Origin of the sequence: Labrenzia sp. OB1 (genome assembly GCF_001624695.1) — a bacterium.
Lineage (GTDB): Bacteria > Pseudomonadota > Alphaproteobacteria > Rhizobiales > Stappiaceae > Roseibium.
In genome coordinates, this window is the sequence record NZ_JSEP01000031.1 from 19,768 (window position 1) to 41,211 (window position 21,444).

The 21,444-nt window shown below is 58.6% G+C and carries 24 protein-coding genes and 3 pseudogenes; 18 read left to right on the forward strand and 9 right to left on the reverse strand.

Going from position 1 to position 21,444, the window contains the following annotated elements; genetic code table 11:
* Positions 1-34 precede the first annotated feature (34 nt).
* On the forward strand, positions 35-802 hold the full coding sequence (locus OA90_RS25340) for an SDR family NAD(P)-dependent oxidoreductase (RefSeq protein ID WP_068419543.1): 768 nt from the start codon (positions 35-37) through the stop codon (positions 800-802).
* 57 nt (positions 803-859) lie between these two features.
* Here the strand turns inward: OA90_RS25340 and OA90_RS25345 are convergent, their stop codons facing one another.
* Positions 860-1,249 (reverse strand): VOC family protein, encoded by a 390-nt coding sequence (locus OA90_RS25345; RefSeq protein WP_068419502.1) that lies wholly within the window; start codon positions 1,247-1,249, stop codon positions 860-862.
* An 87-nt stretch (positions 1,250-1,336) separates the two neighbouring features.
* On the opposite strand from OA90_RS25345, the gene soxR reads away from it, so the two are divergent.
* A complete protein-coding gene (soxR, locus tag OA90_RS25350) occupies positions 1,337-1,843 on the forward strand; it encodes a redox-sensitive transcriptional activator SoxR (protein WP_068419504.1) in 507 nt (168 codons plus the stop codon).
* A gap of 61 nt (positions 1,844-1,904) precedes the next feature.
* Here soxR and OA90_RS25355 read toward each other — a convergent pair whose 3' ends face one another.
* Positions 1,905-2,162: a YjhX family toxin gene (locus tag OA90_RS25355; RefSeq protein WP_068419506.1), complete on the reverse strand. Its 258-nt coding sequence runs from the start codon at positions 2,160-2,162 to the stop codon at positions 1,905-1,907.
* A gap of 788 nt (positions 2,163-2,950) precedes the next feature.
* On the opposite strand from OA90_RS25355, the gene OA90_RS25360 reads away from it, so the two are divergent.
* Positions 2,951-3,253, forward strand: coding sequence for a phosphatidylglycerophosphatase (locus tag OA90_RS25360; protein WP_068419509.1), 303 nt, complete (start codon positions 2,951-2,953; stop codon positions 3,251-3,253).
* Positions 3,254-3,293: 40 nt separating this feature from the next.
* Here the strand turns inward: OA90_RS25360 and OA90_RS25365 are convergent, their stop codons facing one another.
* A complete protein-coding gene (locus OA90_RS25365; protein ID WP_068419511.1) occupies positions 3,294-3,536 on the reverse strand; it encodes a DUF6455 family protein in 243 nt (80 codons plus the stop codon).
* Positions 3,537-3,724: 188 nt separating this feature from the next.
* Here OA90_RS25365 and OA90_RS25370 point away from each other — a divergent pair, with 188 nt between their 5' ends.
* The 8 genes from OA90_RS25370 to OA90_RS25400 all read left to right on the forward strand — a co-directional run bounded on the left by OA90_RS25370 (position 3,725) and on the right by OA90_RS25400 (position 11,165).
* The gene (locus OA90_RS25370) at positions 3,725-5,860 is read left to right on the forward strand and encodes a flagellar hook-length control protein FliK (RefSeq protein ID WP_068419513.1); all 2,136 of its coding nucleotides are present in this window, start codon (positions 3,725-3,727) and stop codon (positions 5,858-5,860) included.
* 13 nt (positions 5,861-5,873) lie between these two features.
* Entirely contained in the window at positions 5,874-6,179 is a 306-nt protein-coding gene (locus OA90_RS25375; RefSeq protein WP_068419515.1) for an EscU/YscU/HrcU family type III secretion system export apparatus switch protein, read from the forward strand.
* 260 nt (positions 6,180-6,439) lie between these two features.
* Positions 6,440-7,921, forward strand: a complete 1,482-nt coding sequence (gene gatB / locus OA90_RS25380; protein WP_068419517.1) for an Asp-tRNA(Asn)/Glu-tRNA(Gln) amidotransferase subunit GatB — start codon at positions 6,440-6,442, stop codon at positions 7,919-7,921.
* Between the two features lie 78 nt (positions 7,922-7,999).
* On the forward strand, positions 8,000-8,146 hold the full coding sequence (locus tag OA90_RS28745) for a hypothetical protein (protein WP_156510641.1): 147 nt from the start codon (positions 8,000-8,002) through the stop codon (positions 8,144-8,146).
* Positions 8,095-8,592, forward strand: a complete 498-nt coding sequence (locus OA90_RS25385; protein WP_082837273.1) for a LysE family translocator — start codon at positions 8,095-8,097, stop codon at positions 8,590-8,592. Before OA90_RS28745 ends, OA90_RS25385 begins: the two co-directional genes overlap by 52 nt.
* A gap of 355 nt (positions 8,593-8,947) precedes the next feature.
* Positions 8,948-9,628 carry an amino acid ABC transporter permease gene (locus OA90_RS25390; RefSeq protein ID WP_068419519.1) on the forward strand — a complete coding sequence of 227 codons (681 nt, stop codon included), beginning with the start codon at positions 8,948-8,950 and terminating at the stop codon, positions 9,626-9,628.
* Positions 9,610-10,335 carry an amino acid ABC transporter permease gene (locus OA90_RS25395; protein ID WP_082837274.1) on the forward strand — a complete coding sequence of 242 codons (726 nt, stop codon included), beginning with the start codon at positions 9,610-9,612 and terminating at the stop codon, positions 10,333-10,335. The genes OA90_RS25390 and OA90_RS25395 overlap by 19 nt, the downstream gene beginning before the upstream one ends.
* A gap of 41 nt (positions 10,336-10,376) precedes the next feature.
* Positions 10,377-11,165, forward strand: a complete 789-nt coding sequence (locus OA90_RS25400) for a transporter substrate-binding domain-containing protein (RefSeq protein WP_068419521.1) — start codon at positions 10,377-10,379, stop codon at positions 11,163-11,165.
* A gap of 64 nt (positions 11,166-11,229) precedes the next feature.
* Here OA90_RS25400 and OA90_RS25405 read toward each other — a convergent pair whose 3' ends face one another.
* Positions 11,230-12,501: an IS256 family transposase gene (locus tag OA90_RS25405; RefSeq protein ID WP_068419523.1), complete on the reverse strand. Its 1,272-nt coding sequence runs from the start codon at positions 12,499-12,501 to the stop codon at positions 11,230-11,232.
* A gap of 278 nt (positions 12,502-12,779) precedes the next feature.
* Between OA90_RS25405 and OA90_RS25410 the strand changes: the two genes are divergently transcribed.
* On the forward strand, positions 12,780-14,318 hold the full coding sequence (locus OA90_RS25410; RefSeq protein WP_068419525.1) for a glycosyltransferase family 39 protein: 1,539 nt from the start codon (positions 12,780-12,782) through the stop codon (positions 14,316-14,318).
* A 57-nt stretch (positions 14,319-14,375) separates the two neighbouring features.
* Entirely contained in the window at positions 14,376-14,840 is a 465-nt protein-coding gene (locus tag OA90_RS25415) for a GNAT family N-acetyltransferase (RefSeq protein WP_068419527.1), read from the forward strand.
* Between the two features lie 50 nt (positions 14,841-14,890).
* On the opposite strand, the gene OA90_RS25420 is transcribed toward OA90_RS25415, so the two are convergent.
* Entirely contained in the window at positions 14,891-15,358 is a 468-nt protein-coding gene (locus OA90_RS25420) for a DUF2147 domain-containing protein (protein WP_068419528.1), read from the reverse strand.
* 120 nt (positions 15,359-15,478) lie between these two features.
* A complete protein-coding gene (locus tag OA90_RS25425) occupies positions 15,479-15,865 on the reverse strand; it encodes a DUF2147 domain-containing protein (RefSeq protein ID WP_068419530.1) in 387 nt (128 codons plus the stop codon).
* 453 nt (positions 15,866-16,318) lie between these two features.
* On the opposite strand from OA90_RS25425, the gene OA90_RS25430 reads away from it, so the two are divergent.
* The gene (locus tag OA90_RS25430; protein ID WP_068419532.1) at positions 16,319-16,588 is read left to right on the forward strand and encodes a hypothetical protein; all 270 of its coding nucleotides are present in this window, start codon (positions 16,319-16,321) and stop codon (positions 16,586-16,588) included.
* A gap of 111 nt (positions 16,589-16,699) precedes the next feature.
* Here OA90_RS25430 and OA90_RS28225 read toward each other — a convergent pair whose 3' ends face one another.
* Entirely contained in the window at positions 16,700-17,437 is a 738-nt protein-coding gene (locus OA90_RS28225) for a DUF930 domain-containing protein (protein ID WP_082837275.1), read from the reverse strand.
* Between the two features lie 525 nt (positions 17,438-17,962).
* On the opposite strand from OA90_RS28225, the gene OA90_RS25440 reads away from it, so the two are divergent.
* Positions 17,963-18,589 carry a hypothetical protein gene (locus OA90_RS25440; RefSeq protein WP_156510642.1) on the forward strand — a complete coding sequence of 209 codons (627 nt, stop codon included), beginning with the start codon at positions 17,963-17,965 and terminating at the stop codon, positions 18,587-18,589.
* Here the strand turns inward: OA90_RS25440 and OA90_RS28750 are convergent.
* Positions 18,510-19,022: a hypothetical protein gene (locus tag OA90_RS28750; RefSeq protein ID WP_156510643.1), complete on the reverse strand. Its 513-nt coding sequence runs from the start codon at positions 19,020-19,022 to the stop codon at positions 18,510-18,512. The genes OA90_RS25440 and OA90_RS28750 overlap by 80 nt on opposite strands.
* 723 nt (positions 19,023-19,745) lie before the next feature.
* Here OA90_RS28750 and OA90_RS29650 point away from each other — a divergent pair.
* Positions 19,746-19,844, forward strand: a pseudogene (locus tag OA90_RS29650) (IS6 family transposase); the annotation flags it as partial.
* Between the two features lie 62 nt (positions 19,845-19,906).
* A pseudogene (locus OA90_RS29125) lies at positions 19,907-20,119 on the forward strand (IS256 family transposase); the annotation flags it as partial.
* A 25-nt stretch (positions 20,120-20,144) separates the two neighbouring features.
* On the opposite strand, the gene OA90_RS25455 reads toward OA90_RS29125, so the two are convergent.
* Positions 20,145-21,044 (reverse strand): hypothetical protein, encoded by a 900-nt coding sequence (locus tag OA90_RS25455; protein WP_156510644.1) that lies wholly within the window; start codon positions 21,042-21,044, stop codon positions 20,145-20,147.
* Positions 21,045-21,233: 189 nt separating this feature from the next.
* Between OA90_RS25455 and OA90_RS28755 the strand changes: the two are divergent.
* Positions 21,234-21,444 (forward strand): annotated as a pseudogene (locus OA90_RS28755) (IS630 family transposase); the annotation flags it as partial.

Consider the following 21,444-nt stretch of genomic DNA (forward strand, 5'->3'; position numbering starts at 1 on the left):
AGTCCATTAATTTCAATGGATTGTGGAGGTGAAAATGAAGCTGGACTCAACTTACTCGGCCATCGTTACCGGCGGCGCATCAGGCCTTGGCGCGGCAACGGCCCGCATGCTTGCCTCCCAAGGTGTCAAGGTAAGTCTTTTTGATCGCAACGCCGATCAGGGGCAGGCGGTTGCCGCAGACATCGGCGGGCTGTTCGTGGATGTTGACGTGACCGATCAGGCCAGCGTGGAAGCTGGGTTCAAAACGGCTCGCGCCGCCCATGGCCAGGAGCGTATTCTGGTCAATTGCGCCGGAATTGCGCCGGTTGCCAAGACGACGTCCCGGGGCGAAGCGCATCCGATGGACATGTTCGAGAAGGTGATCGCGGTCAATCTGGTCGGCTCTTTCCGCTGCCTGTCGATCGCAGCGACCGGCATGGCGGAGCTTGAGCCATGCACGGCCGACGGCGGACGGGGCGTGATCGTGTCAACCGCTTCCGTGGCCGCCTTCGACGGCCAGATCGGTCAGGTCGCTTATGCGGCCTCAAAGGCAGGGGTTGCCGGAATGACATTGCCGGTCGCGCGCGATCTTTCCAGATCCGGCATCCGGGTGATGACCATCGCTCCGGGAATTTTCGAAACGCCGATGCTGCTTGGGCTATCTCAGGAAGTGCAGGATTCGCTGGGACAGCAGGTGCCGTTCCCCTCCCGCCTCGGCCGGGCTGCCGAATATGCGCAACTCGTCAGGTCCATTTGCGAAAACGACATGCTCAATGGCGAAACCATCCGTCTGGACGGCGCCATCCGCATGGCGCCCAGGTAATGAGCACCCGGCGGTGCTCAAGCACCGCCGGGAAATGCTGGTGGTCAGGAAACGGTTTCAGGTTGCGTAGCTGACCACTTCGAATTCGATGCCGTCATCGTCGTGGAAATAGAACCGCCGGCCGGGTTCGTAGTCGGCGTGGTTTTTGGTTTCGTAGCCACCGGCCTTGATGCGCGCTTCCGTTTCGTCCAGATCGTCCACGACCACCGCGATGTGGTTGAGTCCGCCATGGGTGTGGTAGCTGACGGCCTCTGAATTTTTTGGTGGCTCGGCGGGCGAATAGGCGGCGACATAGCTGCTGTCATTACCGATATGATAGGTCGTCCCGCCGCCGAGGCTGTCGCCTTTCCAGCGGATACTCCAGCCGAACCAGTCTTCCAGCCGTTTCGCAGTCGCCGCGGGATCGCTCACCGTAACGTTTACATGTTCCAGAAATGCGGTGCTCATGAGATGTCCTTTCAGGGTTTGACTCAATCAGGACACCTGAGATAATTGCTCAAGTTAAGTTGAGGTCAAGAGGGGAGGGCAGGATTTTTGAAAAAACCCGTCAGAGCCGGAGATCTTACCATTGGCGACCTGGCGGACCGCACCGGCCTTTCCGTATCCGCCATCCGGTTCTATGAAGAAAAGGGCCTCGTCCATCCGACCCGCAATCCCGGGGGGCAGCGCCGTTTCATGCGCGCGGATATACGCCGCCTTTCCTTTGTTCTTGTGGCGCAGGAATTCGGTTTTTCCATTGCCGAAATCGCCGAGCAGCTGAAGTTGCTTCCGGACGGCAGGGCTCCGACGAAGGCGGACTGGACACGCATCAGCGGACAGTTCCGCAGCCATCTGGACAAGCGCATCGACCGTATGAAGGCGCTCAGGGACAAGCTGGACGCCTGTATCGGCTGCGGCTGTCTGTCTCTGAAGAGTTGCCGATTGTACAATGCCGGTGACGCAGCCGCCCGGCACGGCCGGGGGCCGCGATACCTGCTGGGCGACCAGCCCGACCATATCGGGGCGGATGAGGACGAGAGCGGGAACCGTACCGATGCTTGAAAAAAATGCGCGCCGGAAAACCGGCGCGCATTTACCGTGAGGATAGCGTGACCCCGTCCGCTCACCGGTTGTCCGGCTGCGACCGAACCCGCCTCAGCCCCAATTGGGTGATCTGGTAGGGACCGCCGTTTCTGGACGCGATCAGGCGTTTGTATTTCAGTTTTCGGAACAGGCGCACTGAGCAGCCGCCCCAGTACCATCCGTTCCGCGTGACGGTATCTTGTTTGACGATTCGGCCGGTCTCGTCCTTTTCCACGAGTATGCAGCCGCCTTGAGCCAGCAGGTGAAGGACCCGCTGTTCAGCTTTGGAAATATCCATTGAGATTGAGTAGTCCGATTTTAAATGCAGAAATGCAGTCACCGCAGCAAATCGCATGCGGTGCTGATGTGCATCGCCCGGCTGTTGTTCAGCCGGGTATTACCGGGTCTCGCGTAATCCGCGCATAAAGCCTCTCAAATGGACGAAAAGCCATTACCATGCCCAAAGGGCAATGTGCAACGTGGAAAGGCGCGAACTATGTTTGGGAAATGTCACGGAGTGACAATTGCAAAAGGTCAGCTGAATTCCGCCGGCCAATAGCCGTTGCCTGGATTGCGGGAAACGGCAACCGCACTGACATCGCTTGAGCCGCAGGTGCTACAAGTGAGGGTCTTGCTCAACGCTGAAACCTTCTTGTCACCGGCAAATCTGAGCGCGTTCATATACCGGAACCGGCCACAGCAGTTGCAATGGATCGCAAGTCTGCGATCTGATTTGCTCAGATCTTCAACGGTGGGATCGTCAGCTTCTATAGATGTAAGTAATGACATGCGGATTAAATCTTATCGAATAGATAAAGTGCTCGACGAAAGCAGATCGTATTATTTGCTTCCTTGGATGAAACTAGCATAAATATCCTAAAAACAAAATGGTAATAATAATGTGAGTGACCATTCATGTTGTTGAGAACTTGTCCGTCCTGTGAATAAGTTTGTTGGTCAGCATAGTAATTTGACCTTTTGATCAAAGATAAACATGAAACTACTGTAGCAATTTGTCGCGTGCACCAAATGAATGTTGAACCAAAAGGTCTCGCTTTTTCGCTTGGCCGACTGTAAGAGGAGCCCATGACGATGCTTTCCGACACTTGGCTCGACCTCTTTGGACTATCGGGTCTATTCAATCCATTCGCACTTATTATCGGTGTATATCTGGGGTGGCGTGCGGACCTGCCGCAAAAGCTCTGGATAGCGGGCTTTGCCGCGGCCGCTTTATCCCTGATTCTGGAAGCCGCCGTTGGAATGCTGCAATTGCCGCTGCCGATCTCGCAGGATGCCGGCGCGCTGGCAATGTTCCCTTTCCGGTTTGTGGGGGGCTTGCTGGCCGGCGGGCTGGCGTACTGGATCCAAAGGAAAAGGCGCCGGACCTGAGGTCTCGACTGCCGCGGCCTGCGGATCTGGCGCCTGTGACCTACTGGTCTTTCAAACTGTTGAACAGTGATGCGTTCGGGCAGTCCGCCATGGCCCTGTCGGCCCCTCGCGGATGATCTGCCAGCCATTTCCGGCAGGCTTCGCTGCGCGTACATCTGACGCATCGGATGGCGGCGGAGCGAAGAGCCTGGCCGGTCTGCACGCCGGCAGGACCATTGTCCATGGCTCCGATCGCCTCAATCATCCTGCCCATCAGTGCCGCGCGTTCGTTGAGGCGCTCCATCCAGTTCACATTTGCTCTCCTCTTGCAGCCCGACCGGCGGCATTCGGCGCTCCCGACCGATAGCGCGAACCTGCCCGATCCGAAAGGCCTTAGCCTTGATCAGCGTCAAGTCTGGGCAAGCATTGCCAAACCGGCCATACTCGGCACTCTCGATTCTCAGATAGTGTGAAACACCCGGGGACGGTGTGATGGTTGAAACGGTGACGGCGCTGCCGATAGCCCAGGGAGCCTCAGGCAGCGCTTCCACCCAGGGGCTGGAGCCGGGAACGGAAATAAAGGCCAGGGTGGAGGCAAACCTGCCCGGCGGAGTTATCCGGCTTGCAACGGCGGATGCCCGGATCGAGTTGCGTGCATCCGCACCGCTTCCCCCCGGTGCGGAGGTCACTGTTGCTGTGTCGGGCAGCAAGCAACTGCCGGAAATCCGCATCACGCTCGCCAATATTCTCCCCAAGGCTCCCCCGCCCGCCATTCAGCCGGAAGCGGCGGGTCAGGCGTCTTCTGGAGCACCACCGCCCACGGGAAGCAATACGATCCTGCGCGCTGATCCGACCCTGACGCATCTGGTTCAGACCTTTTCTACTCCGGATCAGGCAGGTGGACCCGGCTCAGTTGCCGCACGTCCCGTTCAGGCGCCGGGCGCCCAGCCGCCGCTTCCTGGCAGCCCGCAAGCCGCAGGGCCTTCTCAGGGGGGAGCCGTGACGGGCAGCCAGCCACAGGCTCCCGCGGCATCCACTCAACAAGGCGGAGCGGCCCAGTCTGCGGCGGGAAACCCCTCGCTTTCAACTGCCGCTCCCGTGGCTGCCGGACAGGGGGCGGCCGCCACCGTGCCGCCGGTTTCGGCTCAAAGTCCTCAAGCAACGGTGCCCGGCGGGCAGACTGCTCAGGGCGGCGGAAACCCGGTGCTTCCTCCGGCAGCGGGGCAGGCGACCGCCGGAATCTCCACAGCGTCTCCTGCAGGGACACAGGCTCCGCAGGCATCGCCGTCTGCACCGCAAGTCGGCAACTCTCAGGCGCCGTCCGGCCAACCGCCTGTTCTTTCGGGTCAGCCTGCTGCCGGCGCCACTCTTTCTGCCGCATCAACGGCCACCGGCGCGCAACCGGGGGCCGGACAGACTGTGCAAGGCGGGGTGGCGGGCCAGGGACCCGCGCCGGCGGCGGTACAGCTTTCTTCCGCATCCGGCCAAGGTCTGGCGCAAACGCCAACGGGCGCGCCCGCACCCGGGACACAAACCGCGGCCCAGCCGGGACACTCGGCTGGGGCTGCCACACGGGGAGCGCTGCCTGAAACACCGCTTTCCCGTGCCATTCCCGCGCAGCCTTATCCCGCCGCTGCCGGGGGCACAGCGCGGCCTTCCCCGGCCGGGGAGACTGTTCCGGCCGGAAAAAGCGCGCTGCAACTGGCCGCTGCCGTGGTGCGCCAACCGCTGACCGAGCAGCAAGCTGGCCTCGGAGGCATGTTTGCGCAAGTGGGGGCCTTGGTGAGCGCGCAGGCGGCCGGCCAGGTTTCTCTCCCGGATACGGTGGCAAAGGCCATGCAGCAGATTCTCGGGCTGCGATTGAATCCGGCCACATCCACACCCACAGGCAAGGATCTTCAGCAGGCGGTGCGCCTGTCCGGCCAGTTCAGCGAGGTGCCGGCAATGCGTCCGGGCGGCAGCCAGCAACCCCTTCCGGACCTGAAATCCGCACTGCTTTCGCTCAAGACCCTGCTGCAGCAACTGGGCGCGGAGCCTCAGGTAACACGCCCTGCAGGACAACCGGCTGTACCGTCCAGGCACGCGGCACCGCAGGGGCAGACGCAACAGACCGCAAGCAGCTTTTTGGCCGGGAACGTTCCGCGGAACCTCCAGTCTCTGCTTCAGGAGGTGGATTCCGCACTTGCCCGGATGCGTTTGACGCAACTGGTCAATTCGGGACTGGCGGGAGACGATCGTCCGCAAACGGCAGGACGCCCCATGGATCTGGTGCTCGAACTTCCTCTTGCGCTCGGCCAGGAGACCGCCGTGATGCAGATGCAGATCGGCCGGGATGGCGGTGGCCAGGACGGTGAGGAGGAAACTGAACCCGCATGGCGATTGCGGTTCGCCCTGGATCTGACAGCGACAGGCCCGCTTGAGGCGGCGATCAGCCTGCGCGGCGGCGGCACTTACACCAGTCTTTGGGTCGACCGCAGGGAAACCTTCGATAAATTGAACGCTCTTCGCGACACCATGGAGGCGGCTTTCGCGGACGCCGGTCTGGATCTGCAGGAACTCAGGCTGATCCGCGGCCTGCCGCCCGCAACCGCCGCCAGATACGGCGCACTGATCGACCGGCAATCCTGACGGGGAAAAACGCGTGACGAAAAAAGACAGTCCCGGCAAGAAGCTCGCCGTTGCTCTTCATTACGATACTGAAGGCACGCCTCAGGTCACCGCCAAGGGGGAGGGCTCGATTGCCGAACAGATCGAGGAGATCGCCCGCCAGGCCGGAGTTCCCATAGAAGAGAATCCGATGATGGCCGAAGCCCTGTCGCAGATCGAGATAGACCAGGAAATTCCGGTAGAGCTGTATCAGGCCGTGGCGGTTCTCATCGGCTTCATCATGCGCACGGGCAACGCGCCGCATCCGGCATCTCCCGACGAAGTGTCCGAAGCCAACTGAAATGCGCCTGGGGCTCCTTGTACCCTTGTGCGGAAGCCCGTAAAACTCGGCAAACCTGCTCATCCGCGCAAGGAAAACCTTGCAGGCAGGGCAATTCCCGACTAGATCATCAGACCTCTGATCGGAAACGATCGGAGAGCGAAAAGTTGATCGATTTTAGAGTGCTAGAGCCTCACTCCGCTGGAAAAGCGCGCCGCAGCAATGCTTCCCCCGCTGCCGGAACAGGCGCAGGCAAGAATAGAACAGGATTTTTGACGAACATGACGCTTGTCGACGTACGCACACCCGATCCGAAGAAATTCATCAAGGGCGCGACCGGCGATTGGGAAATCGTGATCGGCATGGAGGTTCATGCCCAGGTGACGTCCCAGGCCAAGCTCTTTTCCGGTGCCTCGACCGAATTCGGCAAGGATCCAAACGACAATGTCAGCCTTGTGGACGCGGCCATGCCCGGCATGCTGCCTGTCATCAACGAGGAATGCGTACGTCAGGCGATCCGAACAGGCCTCGGCCTGAAGTCGGAGATAAATCTGAAATCCGTTTTCGACCGGAAGAACTATTTCTATCCGGACCTGCCACAGGGCTACCAGATCTCCCAGTTCAAGCAGCCGATTGTCGGAGAGGGCAAGGTCCTGCTCGACATGCCGGACGAGCAGGTCGAGATCGGTGTCGAACGGCTGCATCTGGAGCAGGACGCCGGCAAGTCGCTGCACGACCAGCATCCCACCATGTCCTTCGTCGATCTGAACCGCTCGGGCGTGGCGCTGATGGAGATCGTCTCCAAGCCTGACCTCAGATGCTCGGACGAAGCCAGGGCCTATCTCACCAAGCTGCGCACCATCCTGCGCTACCTCGGCACCTGCGACGGCAACATGGACCAGGGGTCCATGCGGGCGGATGTCAACGTCTCCGTGCGCCGTCCGGGCGGTGCGTTCGGCACCCGCTGCGAGATCAAGAACGTCAACTCCATCCGCTTCGTCGGACAGGCCATCGAATATGAAGCCCGCCGTCAGGTCGCTATCCTGGAAGATGGCGGCGAAATCGATCAGGAAACCCGTCTGTTCGACGCCGTGAAAGGCGAGACCCGCTCCATGCGCTCCAAGGAAGAAGCGCATGACTACCGCTATTTCCCGGATCCGGACCTGCTGCCGCTGGAGTTCACGCAAGCCTATGTCGACGAACTCGCCCGTCATCTGCCGGAACTTCCGGACGACAAGAAGGCCCGCTTCATCAGTGACTACGGCCTGACCGCCTATGATGCCGATATCCTGGTGGCGGAAAAGGCGTCCGCGGATTTCTTCGAGAATGTGGCGAAGGGCCGTGACGCCAAGCTTTCCGCTAACTGGGTGATCAACGAGTTCTTCGGCCGCCTGAACAAGGAAGGCCAGGATCTTTCCGAAAGCCCGATTTCCGCAGACCAGCTCGGCGCCATCGTCGATCTCATCAAGGAAGGCGTTATTTCCGGCAAGATCGCCAAGGACCTCTTCGAGATCGTCTGGACCGAGGGCGGCGACCCGTCGAAGATTGTCGAAGAGCGCGGCATGAAGCAGGTGACCGACCTGGGCGCGATCGAGACCATCGTCGACGAGATCATCGCGGCCAATCCGGAAAAGGTCGAGCAGGCGAAAGACAAGCCGGGCCTTCTGGGCTGGTTCGTCGGCCAGGTGATGAAACAGTCCCAGGGCAAGGCTAACCCGCAGGCGGTGAACGACATGCTGAAGCAGAAGATCGGCCTGGAGTAACAGCGGCTCCTTTCCTCTTCCCTGCTTCGGAGGGAGGCGGGTGTTCCGGAGAGGGTCTTCAAACGGGAAGCGTTCGAGATGTCCGAAGATCTGGCGAGCCTGTTTCTGGCGCTCGGAATATTCCTGGTCGGTTTTGTCAGCATCGGTCCGAACATCATGGCCGTCATTCGGGTATGCGGCTCGCGCTGGGCGTCGGTATCGGGTCCGGTCTCTGGGCGATCCTGACTGTTTCCGGATTGACCGCGCTGGTCAGCGCCTATGCCCAGGCTGTCACGGTCCTGAAGGTGTTCGGTGCGCTTTATCTGCTCTGGCTGGCGGTTAAGGCCTTCCGCTCGGCCTCAAAACCCGGTGCAGTTTTGACAGCCCGGTCCACCACGGGAAACAATCTGTTTTTACAGGGTCTGGCCATCCAGATGACCAATCCGAAAGCGGCTCTCCACTGGATCGCGATTGTAGGCATCGGACTGGGTGCGGACGCGCCTTTATGGGCCGGAGCGACACTCATCCTCTCCTGCAGCGCCCTGTCTGTTGTCGGATATATGACCTATGCGTTGACATTTTCCACGCAGCCGGTCATCGCGTTCTACCGGCGCGGCAGGCGCTGGATCGAAGCCGGAATGGGCGTGTTCTTTACATTTGCGGCTTACAAATTGGCAAATTATCGCGGCTGACTGCCGGGAATTTCGATCCGTGTGAGCCAAACGGCAGCCAGACAGGAGATTACTCCTGAGCCGAATGGCGACCTCTGCCGAAATATGCCCCGCCGACAGGCCTTTTCTCGCAACATCTTTCGGCGTCTGGAGCATTGCTTCCGCGTGGGGGCTGGCGCTTCTGCCTTTGCACACAGCATGTGCCGGATGCCTGATTTGCGGGCAGGCTGAAAGGTGTTCGCGCGCCTGATGACGACGACGGTGCGCGTTTGAGTGCAAGACCGTCACTTGGCACGGGGGTTGCTTTCCGCTTGGCAGAGAACCCTGTGGGAAAGACCTTTTATGCCGGATCTGGAAGCCGTACTGGCGTCATTCGATGACCAGTCTTAGATTCTTCGAAATTTACCGAAACCCTGAATATCTCTGGCTTCTCGCCCAAGGTGCCTTCGTCAGTGCGGTGCTGACCGTGGGCGGAGGGCTTTGCGGCTTCATCTGTGCCGTGGTGCTGGCGGCGGTGCGTCACTACAAAGTGCCGGTGCTGGCTCAACTGGCCGCTTGCTACGTAGAATTCATCCGCAACACTCCCTTGATCGTGCAGATGTTCTTCATCGCATTCGGACTGCCGTTGCTGCTGGGCTATCAATGGCCGTTCTGGGCACACGCCCTGCTGGCGCTCAGCGTCAATTTTTCCGCCTATTTTGCCGAAATCCTGCGCGCCGGGCTGGCCTCTGTCGGCGACGGACAAGTCGAAGCAGCCGAAGCGCTGGGTCTGCCACGCTGGCTATGCTTCCTGAAAATCAGTCTGCCCCAGGCTGTTGCCACCATGTATCCATCGCTCAACAGCCAGTTCATCTTCCTGTTCCTGACAACCGGGGTCATCTCGGAAATAGGCGTGACCGACCTGACATGGGCTGGCCTGTACATCGACAGCCGCAGTTTCCGTTCCTTCGAGGTGTTTTTCACGCTGACGATAATTTATCTGCTCATGTCTCTGACATTCAAAAGCATGCTGGCAGTGCTCCATGACCGGCTGTTCACATGGAAGGTGGCCCGGTGAAGGATTTTTTCGTCTTCCTGCTCGGCAAGCCTTTCGGAATTGTGGTCTTTCAGCTTCTGGAGGCAACACAGTTCACGATCTATCTGTCCCTGATCGCGTTTGTCGGCGGTGGCCTGATCGCTCTTGCGGTAACGGCGGCCCGCGTTTCGCCGATACGTAGCCTGAAACGGATCTTCACGGTCTACACCTGGCTGTTCCAATCCGTGCCGCTGCTGATGCTGCTGTTCCTGCTCGGTCTGGGTGTTCCGCATCTCTTCTCCATTCAAGTCGATCCCTGGTATGCGGCGGGCTCGGCACTGACGCTCTACACCAGCGCTTATTTATCGGAGGTCTGGCGCGGTGCGATCACAGCCATACCGGCGGGCCAGCACGAGGGGGGCAAAGCCCTTGGCCTCACGTTCTTCCAGATCATGATCCTTCTCATACTGCCTCAGGCCTTCCGCCTGGCGATCGCACCGACGGTCGGCTTCATGGTTCAGATCATCAAGGGGACGTCGCTTGCCTACATCATCGGCTTTCAGGATTTGATGACCATTGGCAAGCGCTGGGCCAACGCACCGGTCCCCGGCACCCAGCCTTTCGTCATCTATCCGCTGATGGCGATGATCTATTTCTCGCTTTGTTTTCCGTTGTCTATGTGGAGCCGGCGCCTTGAAAAGCGCCTCGGATCCGCATTTTCCAAAGGCGGGGCAACCGCCGCCGCCTGAATAAACCGCGCTAGAAAAACATCTTCATGGAGGGTCGCGCTATGTGGAAGAAATCTGTGGCACTGATCGGAGCGGTGATGTCCACCGCTCTTATGCTGGCAAACCCCGCTTCGGCGGAACTGAAAGACATCCTGGAAACAGGCACGATCAAGATCGCCACACCGGAAAATTTCCCACCCTTTGGCGCCCTTGGCGCCGACGGCGAATACGAAGGCTATGACATCGATGTCGCGAAAATGATTGCTGAAGACCTTGGCGTGGAACTGGAACTGGTTCCGGTAACATCCAAGCAGCGCATTCCTTTTCTTGAGACCGACCGTGTCGATCTGGTGATCGCAACGCTTGGCGCCAATCCGGAGCGCGCCAAGTCGATCTGGTTCTCACATGCCTATGCCCCGTTTTTTTCCGGCGCATTCGCCAAACCTGATGTCGACGTCTCCTCGGTCGCGGATTTCGCCGGCAAGAAGATTGCCGTGACCGGAGGCACTCTGGAGGATCTTGCAATCACGGAAGACGCGCCGGATGGTGCCGAGATCATCCGTTTCGGCGACAACGCTGCGACCATCGCGGCTTACGTCTCCGGGCAGGCGGACGTGATCGTTACGGGAAACATGGTGGCGCTCGGAATTTCGAACGACAATCCGGACTTCGATCTGGAGACCAAATTCGTTATCGCGAATTCGCCGTCTTATATCGGAGTGAAGACCGGCAACATTGATCTGCTGCAGTGGGTCAACGTGTTCGTGCTTCACAAAAAACTGAACGGCAAACTGAACGAACTTTCACAGAAATGGCTCAAGACCCCGCTTCCCCCGCTGCCGGCGCTCTGAACCTGCCATCTTTACACTTTCGAAGCGCGCGGGAGCTATGTTTGGAATTGGGTGATGGGACCGATTAGGCGGCGCGTTGATCTGGCGTGGTCTTGACGGCAACGCCGTCGGCGAATTTGATGCCTTCGACGACCATTGGCAACTGATTTTCGCCCTTCAGCCGCCGCCATGATTTTGCAGCGGCCATGACCAGCTTGAAAACCATGAGCCTTGCCGTCCTGTGCGACAGGCTGCCCTTGGTGCGCACGGTCCGGTGCCGGACAGTGGCGAAGACGCTTTCGATCGGATTCGATGTCCTCAAGTGATCCCAATGTTCGGCCGGAAAGTCGAAGAAGGTCAGCAGTGCTTCGCGGTCCTTCGTCAGGCACTCGACTGCTTTCGGATATTTTGCACCGTACTTGTCGACGAAGACGGCGATGGCGGCCTCGGCGGTGGCCCGATCCGGCGCGTCCCGAACTTCCCTGAGATCAGCCTTCATGTTCGGCTGCACCGATTTCGGTACCTTGTTGAGCACGTTGAGGACCTTGTGCTGCCAGCACCGTTGATGACGGGTTGATGGAAAGACCTCCTCGAGCGCCTTCCAGAAGCCGAGCGCGCCGTCACCGACAGCGATCCGAGGTGCCATGGAAAGGCCGCGGGCTTTCAGGTCAACGAGTAACTCGCGCCAGCTCTGCGTGCTTTCGCGCACACCCACCTGAAAGCCGACCAGTTCCTTCCTGCCTTCCGGCGTCGCGCCGATAACCACCAGCATGCAGGCGGCATTGTCCTCCATGCGCGCCTGAAGATAGACCCCATCGGCCCAGATGTAGACGTAGTGGCGGGCCGACAGGTCGCGGCGCTGCCAGTTATCATAGTCACCCTGCCAGTCCTCCTTCAGCCGCCCGATCACCGATGGCGACAGGTTCGGAGCATCCCGACCCACAATCGCGCCAAGCGCGTCCTGAAAATCGCCGGTCGAGATGCCGCGCAGGTAGAGAACCGGCAACAGGGCGTCGAGGCTCTTCGTGCGCCGTGCCCATTTCGGCACGATCGCCGAGGTGAAGGTGATGCGGTCCTGGTCGGAAGCTTCCGGCCCTCGATCGCGCAGCTTGGCCCGCTTGACCGGCACCGGACCAATCCCCGTCTGGATCATGCGTTCCGGCCCATGGCCGTGACGCACCACACGGGCACGCCCATCGGCCAGGCGCTCCTCGGCCATGGCGGCAACAAACGCCTCGGCTTCCGCTTCCACAGCTTGCGCCAGAAGCCGGCGCGCGCCTTCACGCAAAACCGATGTCAGAGGATCGTCTAAAGCGTCAGGATGCGCAAAGGGTAAAACGGTGGTATCTGTCTTCATGGCGTATCGCTCCTTCGTGAGGGTCTGGCAGGCTTCCTAACCCGCCTCGATACGCCGCCTTCTTCAATCCGTCATCACCCAAATTCCGCCATAGCTCCGCGCGCGGCATGCCGCGCGCTTCGTCTGTTTAGAGGGTGCCGCACCACCGATGGTGGAAGCCAAAGCAGCCCGAGCGGGGGCCGTTGGTGCCTACTACGGGCTTGTGCTTGCCCCGAAACCTCACTAGGAAGATGCTCCAAACCGTATGGCAGGCGCACCTTTTTCTTCCGGAACCCTGAATGTCACAGCGTCAGGATACAGTCACACCCGTTCCTTTTCTAGCAACACCTTTCGGCGTCTGGAGCATAGTTGCCGCGTGGGGCCTGGCGCATCTGCTCCTGCGCGCTCTGTCGACCCCTGTTCTGGGCACCGACGACATGTTCGAGAACGTGCTCGTCCAGACGCTGGAACCGGGTTACATGCTGCGCCAGCCGCCGCTGTATGAGTGGCTGCTCTGGTCAGCGCAGCAGGTCTTCGGACCCACTGTTCAGGCCGCGCTTTTCGTCAAATACGGGCTGATCTCGCTAGCCGGACTGTTCCTGTTTCTGATCGCGCGCAAGGCAGTCGCCGATCCGCGTCTCGCGGCGCTTTGTGTCTTCTCCTATTCGCTGTATTACCAGTTCGGCTGGAACCTGCACGAAGGCGTCACCCACACGGTGGTGCTGACAGCCGCCTGCGCGGCAAGCGCCTATTGCTTCGTCAAGGCTCTGGAGACCGGCAGGCTGGGCTTTTACCTTCTCTTCGGCGTGAGCGTCGGCGCCGGCCTGCTCAGTAAACACTCCTATCCTCTTTTCGCGCTGGCCCTGCTTCTGGCCGCCCTGAGCGACGGTCGATCGCGCTCGAGGCTGCGCCTTGACGGACTTCTGCTTGTGCCGCTGGCGGCCGCGCTCGTCTACAGCCCCTATGCGTGGTGGATCGCCAGCGAAGGCTTGAGGCTGCTGTCATCGGTTTCCCGCACCATGGGCGTTACGGCGGATGCCTCCCACATGGCAAGGGCAGGCGAGGGGATCGGCAAACTTGCCTTCGGACTGATCGGATTCTCCGTCCCGCTGGTCCCGTTGCTGTTGCTCTTCTTCTGGCCACGCTATCTGGGACGCAGAAGCCCGCTCGAACCGGCGGTCAACGATGTCGCCCGGCTGTGCGGTCGTACGGTCCTGTTGATGATCGTCCTGACGGCGTTGCTGATCCTGTTCACCGGCGCGACGCATGTGAAGGAACGGCACATGCACCCGCTTCTGCTGCTCCTGCCTGTGTATCTGTTCGCCGATCTTGAGCGTTTCGGCTTTCACAGGCGGTGGCGCTGGCTTGGCGGTGCTGTTGCCGCCGTTGTCGTAATCGGTTTTTTGGCCCGCGTCCCCGGGCTGGTGGCGCCGGACAAGTTCTGGTGCGGCGGCAATTGCCGGCACATGAAACCCTATGTGGATCTGAAGGCGCCTCTCAGCGAACTTGGAGCCGCGAATGCGACGCTGATTGTCGACAACGGCTACACGGGTGGAAATTTGCGTGTGCTCTTCCCGGACGCCCGGATCGCACTCAGGGCAATTCCGGCCAGAACCGCGCCGCGTGAGAAATGCCTCTTTATCTGGGAAGACCGCGAAAGCGAGCCTGCTGAGGCCGCAGAGGCCCGCTTCGCAAAACGGGCGTTCTGGCCGACAGAGGCGCCATTGTCCGCGCGCTATCTGACCGGCTCCTGGCCGCATCTTTGGCGGCCCGAGGGCTGGCGAACCACATGGTGGGGCGTTGCGGAGCTTGATCCGTCCAGTCCGATCTGCCGGTAGAAACGCGCGCCGGCTCCATTCAATTCAGCCTCCGGGCGCCTCAGAAGTCGGATCAGCATGTCGCAGACAATCAGGATTGAACAAGCCCGCCCCGAACACCTCCAAGGGATCGTTGCGATCATCAATGCAGGCGCCACAAGCGTGCGCCGGGACAAGGAACACTCCAACTGGAAGTCATATCGCCCGGCATTCGACGCCCTGTGCGCAGCGCCGGAAGCCGATATCTATGTGGCCGTGAATAAGGACGGCGAAGTCATAGGCACTTTTCAGATCCATTTCCTGAAGGGGATCGCCTTCCAGGGCCGCCCGCGGGTGGAGCTTGAAAGCGTGCACGTGCGCCAGGACCAGCGCGGAACCGGCATCGGCCGTCTGATGATGGACAAGGCCGAGGAACTCGCCAGACAGGCGGATGCCTGTTTGCTGCAACTCACGTCCAACAGGGAGCGCGAGGGCTCGCATCTCTTCTACAAACGCCTTGGTTACGACCAGAGCCACTTGGGATACAAGAAGATGCTGGTTTGAGGGGAACAATGCTGCCGGCGGAAATCAGGCTACCGCAACCAAAGCGCTGTTCAGTTTACCTTCTGCCAGATCTCTTTTTCGCAGACGTTGAACACTACGCGCACACAGCCCCGAACTTCCAGCTTTGAGCCACCCGTCTTGCGGATGGTGGCATTCGCACTGAAACCGCGCCGCGGATCGTAGACGCGGCCACGCCAGCTGTTGCTCTCCGGTTTCATGCGCCAGAGCACCGTCAACCCGAGAACCTTGCGGTTGCGCTTGGAGGCGTCCCGGTTCTTGGCATCCCGCGTCGAATGGACCGTATGGCCCTTCGGCGGATTGAAATTGACGATCTTGCCGCACGGGACCTTGCCGCAATCGGCGATCCTGATCACTGCGCCTTCCGGTGTCCGCCAGGTGCCGGTGATATCCGGAGCCGCCCAGGCGGTCCCGCCCGCGAATACAATGCCCGAAGCGACCAGGCCGGCCTGAAGGAATTTTCCAACAAACCCGGTATGCGAAAGATGAGATCTGAACATATGCAAGAATTTGCCCCGCCGCAGTGCTGGTAGGAATTGCATGATATTCTTTACCGGCAATTGCGACAGAGCGATGGCCAAATCGCCAGGATCTGGCTGTCTGACCCAAATGTCCGGGGATTATTGAGCGCGGGTCCAGGTCTCGCCCTTGCAGATCAGCCCGGCCATGACGCAATCCTCGAGTTTCAGCTTGTCCGCGCCTGTCAGCGCAATGAAGCCGGTATAGGTCTTGCCGTCCGTGCCGGTCGGCTGCATCGATTGCACGATCTGCACTCCGAGCAGCGGCCTGCCGCGCTTCGCGGCATCCGGATTTTCCGTGTCCTCGCGGGGGTCACGCAGCCAGACCAGCTTGCCGCGGAGCGCGCTGCCACACGGGGCGATCCGGGTTTTGGATGCCCCGTTCGCGCGCACCCAGTCGCCGCTGGCATCCGCCGCAAGCGCAGCCGTCCCGGATGTCGCCATCAAGGCCGATGCAACGATCACAGTGGTCAATAAGGATTTCAGCATGTTTTCCTCCCGACAAGACACGCTTGATCATCCGTTTACGGAAAGGGAATGTTGAGCCGCGTCATTTGACTGGAAACCCGTCTCCCTGCGTCAGCATCGAAGATTTTTTCAGGAACGGCCCGAATGCATCGGAAGGGGTGCATGGCCACCATGGCGATTGACGTTAAGGCGGGTATTCTTGTGAGGAAAGGAATTCATGGTGAACAAACCCTTGATCCCATCTGTAGATTTTTCAGCTAATGGCACTGATTTATAAGGTGAAATCGAAATCACATGCTTACTGTAATATGAATTTCAGACTTATTTAAAACTTTATTCGCATTACGTTAAACTTACATTTTAACTAGCTATTTAATCGTAACTGATCAAGTACTTGTCAAGAAACGACAGGGAAAGCTTCGCAAAAGCTTGCGTTTCTAGGGAAGTCTTACAGAGATAGAAAAGGGGACCGTTATGGCTCGTTTTGAAATGCACTCGGCCGACATGGCCATCATGGGCGAAAAGCCTGTTACCGCCGACATTCTGTTTCAGATGGGCCTGGACAGCGCCTGTGGCCGCCACGGCAGCACAGATCTGGTCACCGCGCACAAGTGGTTCAATATTGCGGCCCTGAAGGGCAATGGCGATGCTGCCCGCTACCGCAAGGAAATCTCCGGCGAAATGAGCCCGGCCGAAATCGCCGAAGCTCAGCGCTCGGCTCGTGAATGGCTTTCAATGCATTGAGGCCGCTGAAGGCTGCCTGCCTCAAGGTCACTCAGTTGCAGGATTGGTTCTGACGCAGCGGCTGACCCGCCGCGTCAGGAGTGTGGACATTTCAATGAAGCATTTGCCCGATCAGTGGATCGGGGCAAGGCCGAGCTCGTCCCATTGCGCGCGGACGATCGGCGCGCCAAGCGCATATTCAAAAGCGGTGATCGCCGAGCCGCCGGCATCCAGCTGGCATTTATAGGCGATTTCATACCAGATCCGATTACTCCGCAGGGCGCCTGCCGGAGCAAACACCACGTTGTCTTTCCGGAATGAATTGCGCAGTGCATGCGGCACGAGCCGCGTCGGGCGGAAGTCTGGTAGCGTGTGGCGAACCTGCTCCATGGCCTCAAGCGCGCAAAGCTGCTCGATCCTGTCGTCTCCCGTCACCTGCGTCAGCGCCTGCCGGGCCTGTGACGACCGGGGATCTTTCAACACATCGCTTGCATAATATCCCGTTGCACTCACCCACCTGATATCCGGGGTCTGATCTTGCGGCACGCTCCCTGCCTGCGGGGGAGGCGGCACTGATTCTGTAACGGCAGCGTCAGGCGTGAGGGCCGCTTGTTCCGCCGGTTCCGCCAACACCGCTGCTTTACTGTCCGCTGCGGGGCTGCCGAGCTCCGAAAGCCCTTCTGACAAGGGAAGGCGAGATTGCACCACGATTTCAACCGACATCGGCTCGGGCGCTGCAGGGACCGCCCGCTCGCGTGCGCTCTGGCTTGCCAGAACCGCGAAGACCAGGAGATGAATCCAGATCGCGCACATCCAGGGAAACCGGTCTGCGATCAGATGGTTGATATTCGCGCGTTCTGCGAACTCCATCGATCCTCCCCCCTTGTTTCCGCCAATCCCACGCGTATCGGAGGCCAAAGACTGTGTCGGATTTATGGTTCGCGGACGTCTGGCGGATGCAACCCGCAGTCCCTGCAAGTGGTGGCTGGTTGACCCCGCCGCCGGGCAACGTCAGCTTGAGCAAGATGTGCCCTGCCGCCGATTCGATCCCGAACCGGCCATCTGCCTGTGCGCTTCTCTCGCCGGCACGCCGGTTCCAATCACTTCGCCCGATGCCGCAGTGGCTAGGGGGAAGCTGTTCAAATTTTTCCGGTTTCGCAGAATAAATTGAAACGATTTTGTAGCCGGATGGCGGCGTGAAACGCCATAAGCCTGTTTCCACAGGGAGGCCGGATGGGAAATATATCTTTGTGATTTTTAAACGCCCGCAATTATACCAATCTGTGAAATAGAAATTCGAAGGGACTTTCCTTGGGGCCGGAAGACATTGCAACTTTGATAAACGCCTATTCTGCGTGTCGTACGCGTCTATTGGCTCTTGGTTGCTCTGTTCAGGTGCTCAATGATTTTGAGGAAGTGGGCCCGCTGCTGACGAACGCCGGCAAGGATGTCACCCCGTTTTTTCAAAGCCGCTTCTTCGACTTCAACAAGCATAACGGGTTTTGTCATGTGGCTCTGGCCGACGGCGAACCGGTTTCGTTTTATTGCAGCCAGCTCTTCGACACGGGGGGCATGGACTATCTGAACTATCACCGGATGCAGCTGTCGCGCATCTATGGCAGCGAGTTCCCGGTCGACCCGTCCTGGGTATGTCCGCCGATGCTGAAGATCAAGGGTAAAGTGATCTATTCCGGTGATGCGCTGAACGTCCCGGGATACGCCTCGGCGCGAAAGTCCCTCGAACGCCTTGCGCTGATCTCCAGAATGAACCTCTATCTGGGCTTCGTGACCTGGCGGGCGGCGATTGCAAGTGTCGGGCTGGCGCGGGCTGACAGGGTGGGCAAGTCCCTGGGCGAGGTCTATGGCGCGCTACACACCTACCCTTACGCGACCAGGTGGCTCAATCTTCCGCCGGACAGACGCCAGGACGACATGTTTCTCTTCAATTCCGCCAAAGATGTTCTTTATCTTGCAAGAATTGAAGTTCGTGAAACTGTGTCAGCGTCGGAAGCGTCAGATTGACGAGCACCGGGCTGGGCGCGCCCAGCCAGAGACGATCGATGAGCCGGTAATAGCTGACCGGGATGCCTTTGAGAGCACCGGGCGGAGTGACTTCCATTTCCACCAGCTCGCAAACGCGGTGACCCTGAGCGGCCCTTGCGAAGCCCCCCGCCACGGCGGCATCGAACCGCGGATCCTGACTGCGTATCGCGGAGGCGAAATCGGCGCCGAACTGGCCGGCCATCACATCCTGAATGTAGCTGCTCTTGCCCACATAGCCGATTTTGGGGATGTGATCCCCATCCGCACGCGGGGACGTGAAGACCACACGGTCGAACAGCGGCATGCCGGGACGCAGAACGCCGGACGTGTGTTTGAGGAACGCGTCGAGTTCCTGAATAAGCTGCCCTGACAGGCCTTTCATGTTGGCCGGGTCGATGCGCTTGATGTGCACTTATATACCCTCCGCAATTTGCAGAAGCTTTGTTGTCATTCGAAACCGCCTGCGGGTTCCGTTGCCCGCTTCACGATCAATCTTCCGTCGGCCGGTTTTCCAACCCCAAGCCCATGGCAGGGAAGAAGACAAAGCTCTCGTCAGGAAAGCCGGATCCTCGAACCCGTTTGCGAAGGCACATGCAGCTTTGTCATGAAGGGGCGGCGGATGCATACGATCAGCGAGCCTTCCTCGCCGTTTCGGGCGTATGCATCGGGGCAGGCTGGGTATTGTTCATCCGGAACGTTTCATTGTTATTTATGAGTTCACACCTGATCTTCAGCATGTCGCCCGGCTCGCTGCGGAGTTTCATGAACATGTCCCGCCGCTCCGCGATGCCGGTGTGACGTCATCCACCTTGAGCTAATATACCAATGAATTGGTTTACTATTGGTTCCATCGGACGAGGAGCAATCGGCGATGCTCCGCATGACCCGCCACACTCACGAGGTCACGACCACACCAAACAGCAAAATTCCGCCCTTTTTCCGCCAACTCTAACCCACGGAGTGGTGCATGCCTTCCGTGACAAGCATGTGAAAATTGCAGTCTTGCCCGGGATCTTTCCCGGAGGATCTTCCAACATCGCAAACGGAGCCCGCACAAAAAAGCCCGTATTTTAGCTAAAAGCCCGGTGCTGTCACATTGTTCGTTTAGTAATAAATTCTGTGTAGCTGCGCGAGCATGAACAAAGCTGCCCCGACTTACAAAAACCATCGCTATCCGATTGAAATCGGCTCACGCGCTGTTTGGCTTTATTTCCGCTTCAATCTGAGCCTGCGTTTTGCAACTGCGCATTGGTCGCGAACTTCGCAGAGTGATGCAGCGATTTCCTCTATGCCGACTACGCGAGTATCCGCACATCAAATCCGATAGAATGCGCCTTCGCCACGATCCGCCGCCGGATAAAGCGCACCAAAGGATGCATCAGCCGCGACGGCATGCTCCACACGATGTTCAAGCTGGGTCAGTGCGCCGAAAAAAGCTGACGAAAATTAAGTGGCTTCGTTCATCTCGCCGACGTCATCCAAGGCGTCGATTTCATAAACGGCATCAAACCAAGACAAGGCCGCTGCGCGATAATCATTCGGACATCAGATATGACAGTTGTTGCTCTCTGGTTTCTCTACTTCCAAGGCCGAGAAGTATTTTACCGTGAAGGTCCGGGGGAATATTGAACTCGTTGGACCCATTTGTCGAAACCGCCGCTTTCAAGACCTGTTGCAAAGCAGCTGACTGGTCCTCTGCCTCGTCAATACCGAGCGAATAGGCTCTGTCAAACCAGATGATCGCCGAAACTAGATTCTTGTAACTGCCGTCGATACCGTCACGATAGTGCTCTCCTCGCTTAAAATAATCCTGCGGAAGTGCGAAAATGTTGTCCCTAATTCCCTGCAGACCTTCTTGGGCTGCAATGTGCTGCGCTTCAATCTTATTGGTTCTTTTGTCGATGAAACTTTGAGGCAGAAGATGGACTTTACCCAAACCCTCAAGCATTCTGTGAAAAAGAGTATTACGTCCGGAATAGCAATTTATCTGATTATTGGTAGTGTCATTGTCACTTCTTAATATGAAGAATGACCAAATCTTCTCAATATTCTTATGAGGTAAGTTGATCTCAGGAAATGAGCGCCGATCCCCTTCTGGCGTCTTGGCATTTATCGTATCCAGTCGCTTTAAGCCTTGATAGACTTTTTTGAAATCCAGATCACCTAGCCCCGCCTGAATAGCATTTGCTGCCTTAGAGTAAGATTTATCCTGACTTGACTTTTTCCATTTTATGCACTTTGCGCGGGTACTTCTGAAGAAATTGGCGAGCCTATCAGACAGTCCCGTATGATGTTTCTGGTTTGATCGCACATTTTTATCTTCAGAGCGAGCAAATCGGTTGGAACTGCTGACGAGCGAAGATCGATGTACGCCCGATGAGGCGTTGAGTGATATACTTGAAATTGCACCGGATCTTATCGCAGCATCACGCACTTCTAGCTCTCCTTAAACCTTTAACGTCTGACCGGCATAACCGACAATGATCAGCGTAAGAGTGCTGAATGATACAGAAAACGTCGCGGCACTTGTGCCGACTTATACCAAGCGACGAATTTGACGACTCTTTTGGATTCCCAAAGTTTCGCGAATATGATTCCTGATGGGGAACATGAGGAGTTTGCCATGTCCGCCCCTATCCGTCTTCGAGATGACTTTGATGCTCCAACCCTTCGTCATCTAGCCCGTGGCTCGGTGAATGCCGATCAAACACGGCGCCTTTTGGCGCTTGCAGTGATCTATGACGGCGGCTTGCGCAGCGATGCGGGTGCGGTCGGCGGCGTGACGGTCCAGGTGATCCGCGACTGGGTCTTGCGTTTCAATGCAAAAGGCCCCG

What these genes read in the sequence shown, in the direction of transcription:
- OA90_RS25340 (WP_068419543.1), top strand. Translation starts at nt 35, where the DNA reads ATGAAGCTGGACTCAACTTACTCGGCCATCGTTACCGGCGGCGCATCA.
- OA90_RS25345 (WP_068419502.1), bottom strand. Translation starts at nt 1,249, where the DNA reads ATGAGCACCGCATTTCTGGAACATGTAAACGTTACGGTGAGCGATCCC.
- OA90_RS25355 (WP_068419506.1), bottom strand. Translation starts at nt 2,162, where the DNA reads ATGGATATTTCCAAAGCTGAACAGCGGGTCCTTCACCTGCTGGCTCAA.
- OA90_RS25360 (WP_068419509.1), top strand. Translation starts at nt 2,951, where the DNA reads ATGACGATGCTTTCCGACACTTGGCTCGACCTCTTTGGACTATCGGGT.
- OA90_RS25365 (WP_068419511.1), bottom strand. Translation starts at nt 3,536, where the DNA reads ATGGAGCGCCTCAACGAACGCGCGGCACTGATGGGCAGGATGATTGAG.
- OA90_RS25370 (WP_068419513.1), top strand. Translation starts at nt 3,725, where the DNA reads ATGGTTGAAACGGTGACGGCGCTGCCGATAGCCCAGGGAGCCTCAGGC.
- gatB (WP_068419517.1), top strand. Translation starts at nt 6,440, where the DNA reads ATGACGCTTGTCGACGTACGCACACCCGATCCGAAGAAATTCATCAAG.
- OA90_RS28745 (WP_156510641.1), top strand. Translation starts at nt 8,000, where the DNA reads ATGTCCGAAGATCTGGCGAGCCTGTTTCTGGCGCTCGGAATATTCCTG.
- OA90_RS25385 (WP_082837273.1), top strand. Translation starts at nt 8,095, where the DNA reads ATGCGGCTCGCGCTGGGCGTCGGTATCGGGTCCGGTCTCTGGGCGATC.
- OA90_RS25390 (WP_068419519.1), top strand. Translation starts at nt 8,948, where the DNA reads ATGACCAGTCTTAGATTCTTCGAAATTTACCGAAACCCTGAATATCTC.
- OA90_RS25395 (WP_082837274.1), top strand. Translation starts at nt 9,610, where the DNA reads ATGGAAGGTGGCCCGGTGAAGGATTTTTTCGTCTTCCTGCTCGGCAAG.
- OA90_RS25400 (WP_068419521.1), top strand. Translation starts at nt 10,377, where the DNA reads ATGTGGAAGAAATCTGTGGCACTGATCGGAGCGGTGATGTCCACCGCT.
- OA90_RS25405 (WP_068419523.1), bottom strand. Translation starts at nt 12,501, where the DNA reads ATGAAGACAGATACCACCGTTTTACCCTTTGCGCATCCTGACGCTTTA.
- OA90_RS25410 (WP_068419525.1), top strand. Translation starts at nt 12,780, where the DNA reads ATGTCACAGCGTCAGGATACAGTCACACCCGTTCCTTTTCTAGCAACA.
- OA90_RS25415 (WP_068419527.1), top strand. Translation starts at nt 14,376, where the DNA reads ATGTCGCAGACAATCAGGATTGAACAAGCCCGCCCCGAACACCTCCAA.
- OA90_RS25420 (WP_068419528.1), bottom strand. Translation starts at nt 15,358, where the DNA reads ATGTTCAGATCTCATCTTTCGCATACCGGGTTTGTTGGAAAATTCCTT.
- OA90_RS25425 (WP_068419530.1), bottom strand. Translation starts at nt 15,865, where the DNA reads ATGCTGAAATCCTTATTGACCACTGTGATCGTTGCATCGGCCTTGATG.
- OA90_RS25430 (WP_068419532.1), top strand. Translation starts at nt 16,319, where the DNA reads ATGGCTCGTTTTGAAATGCACTCGGCCGACATGGCCATCATGGGCGAA.
- OA90_RS28225 (WP_082837275.1), bottom strand. Translation starts at nt 17,437, where the DNA reads ATGGAGTTCGCAGAACGCGCGAATATCAACCATCTGATCGCAGACCGG.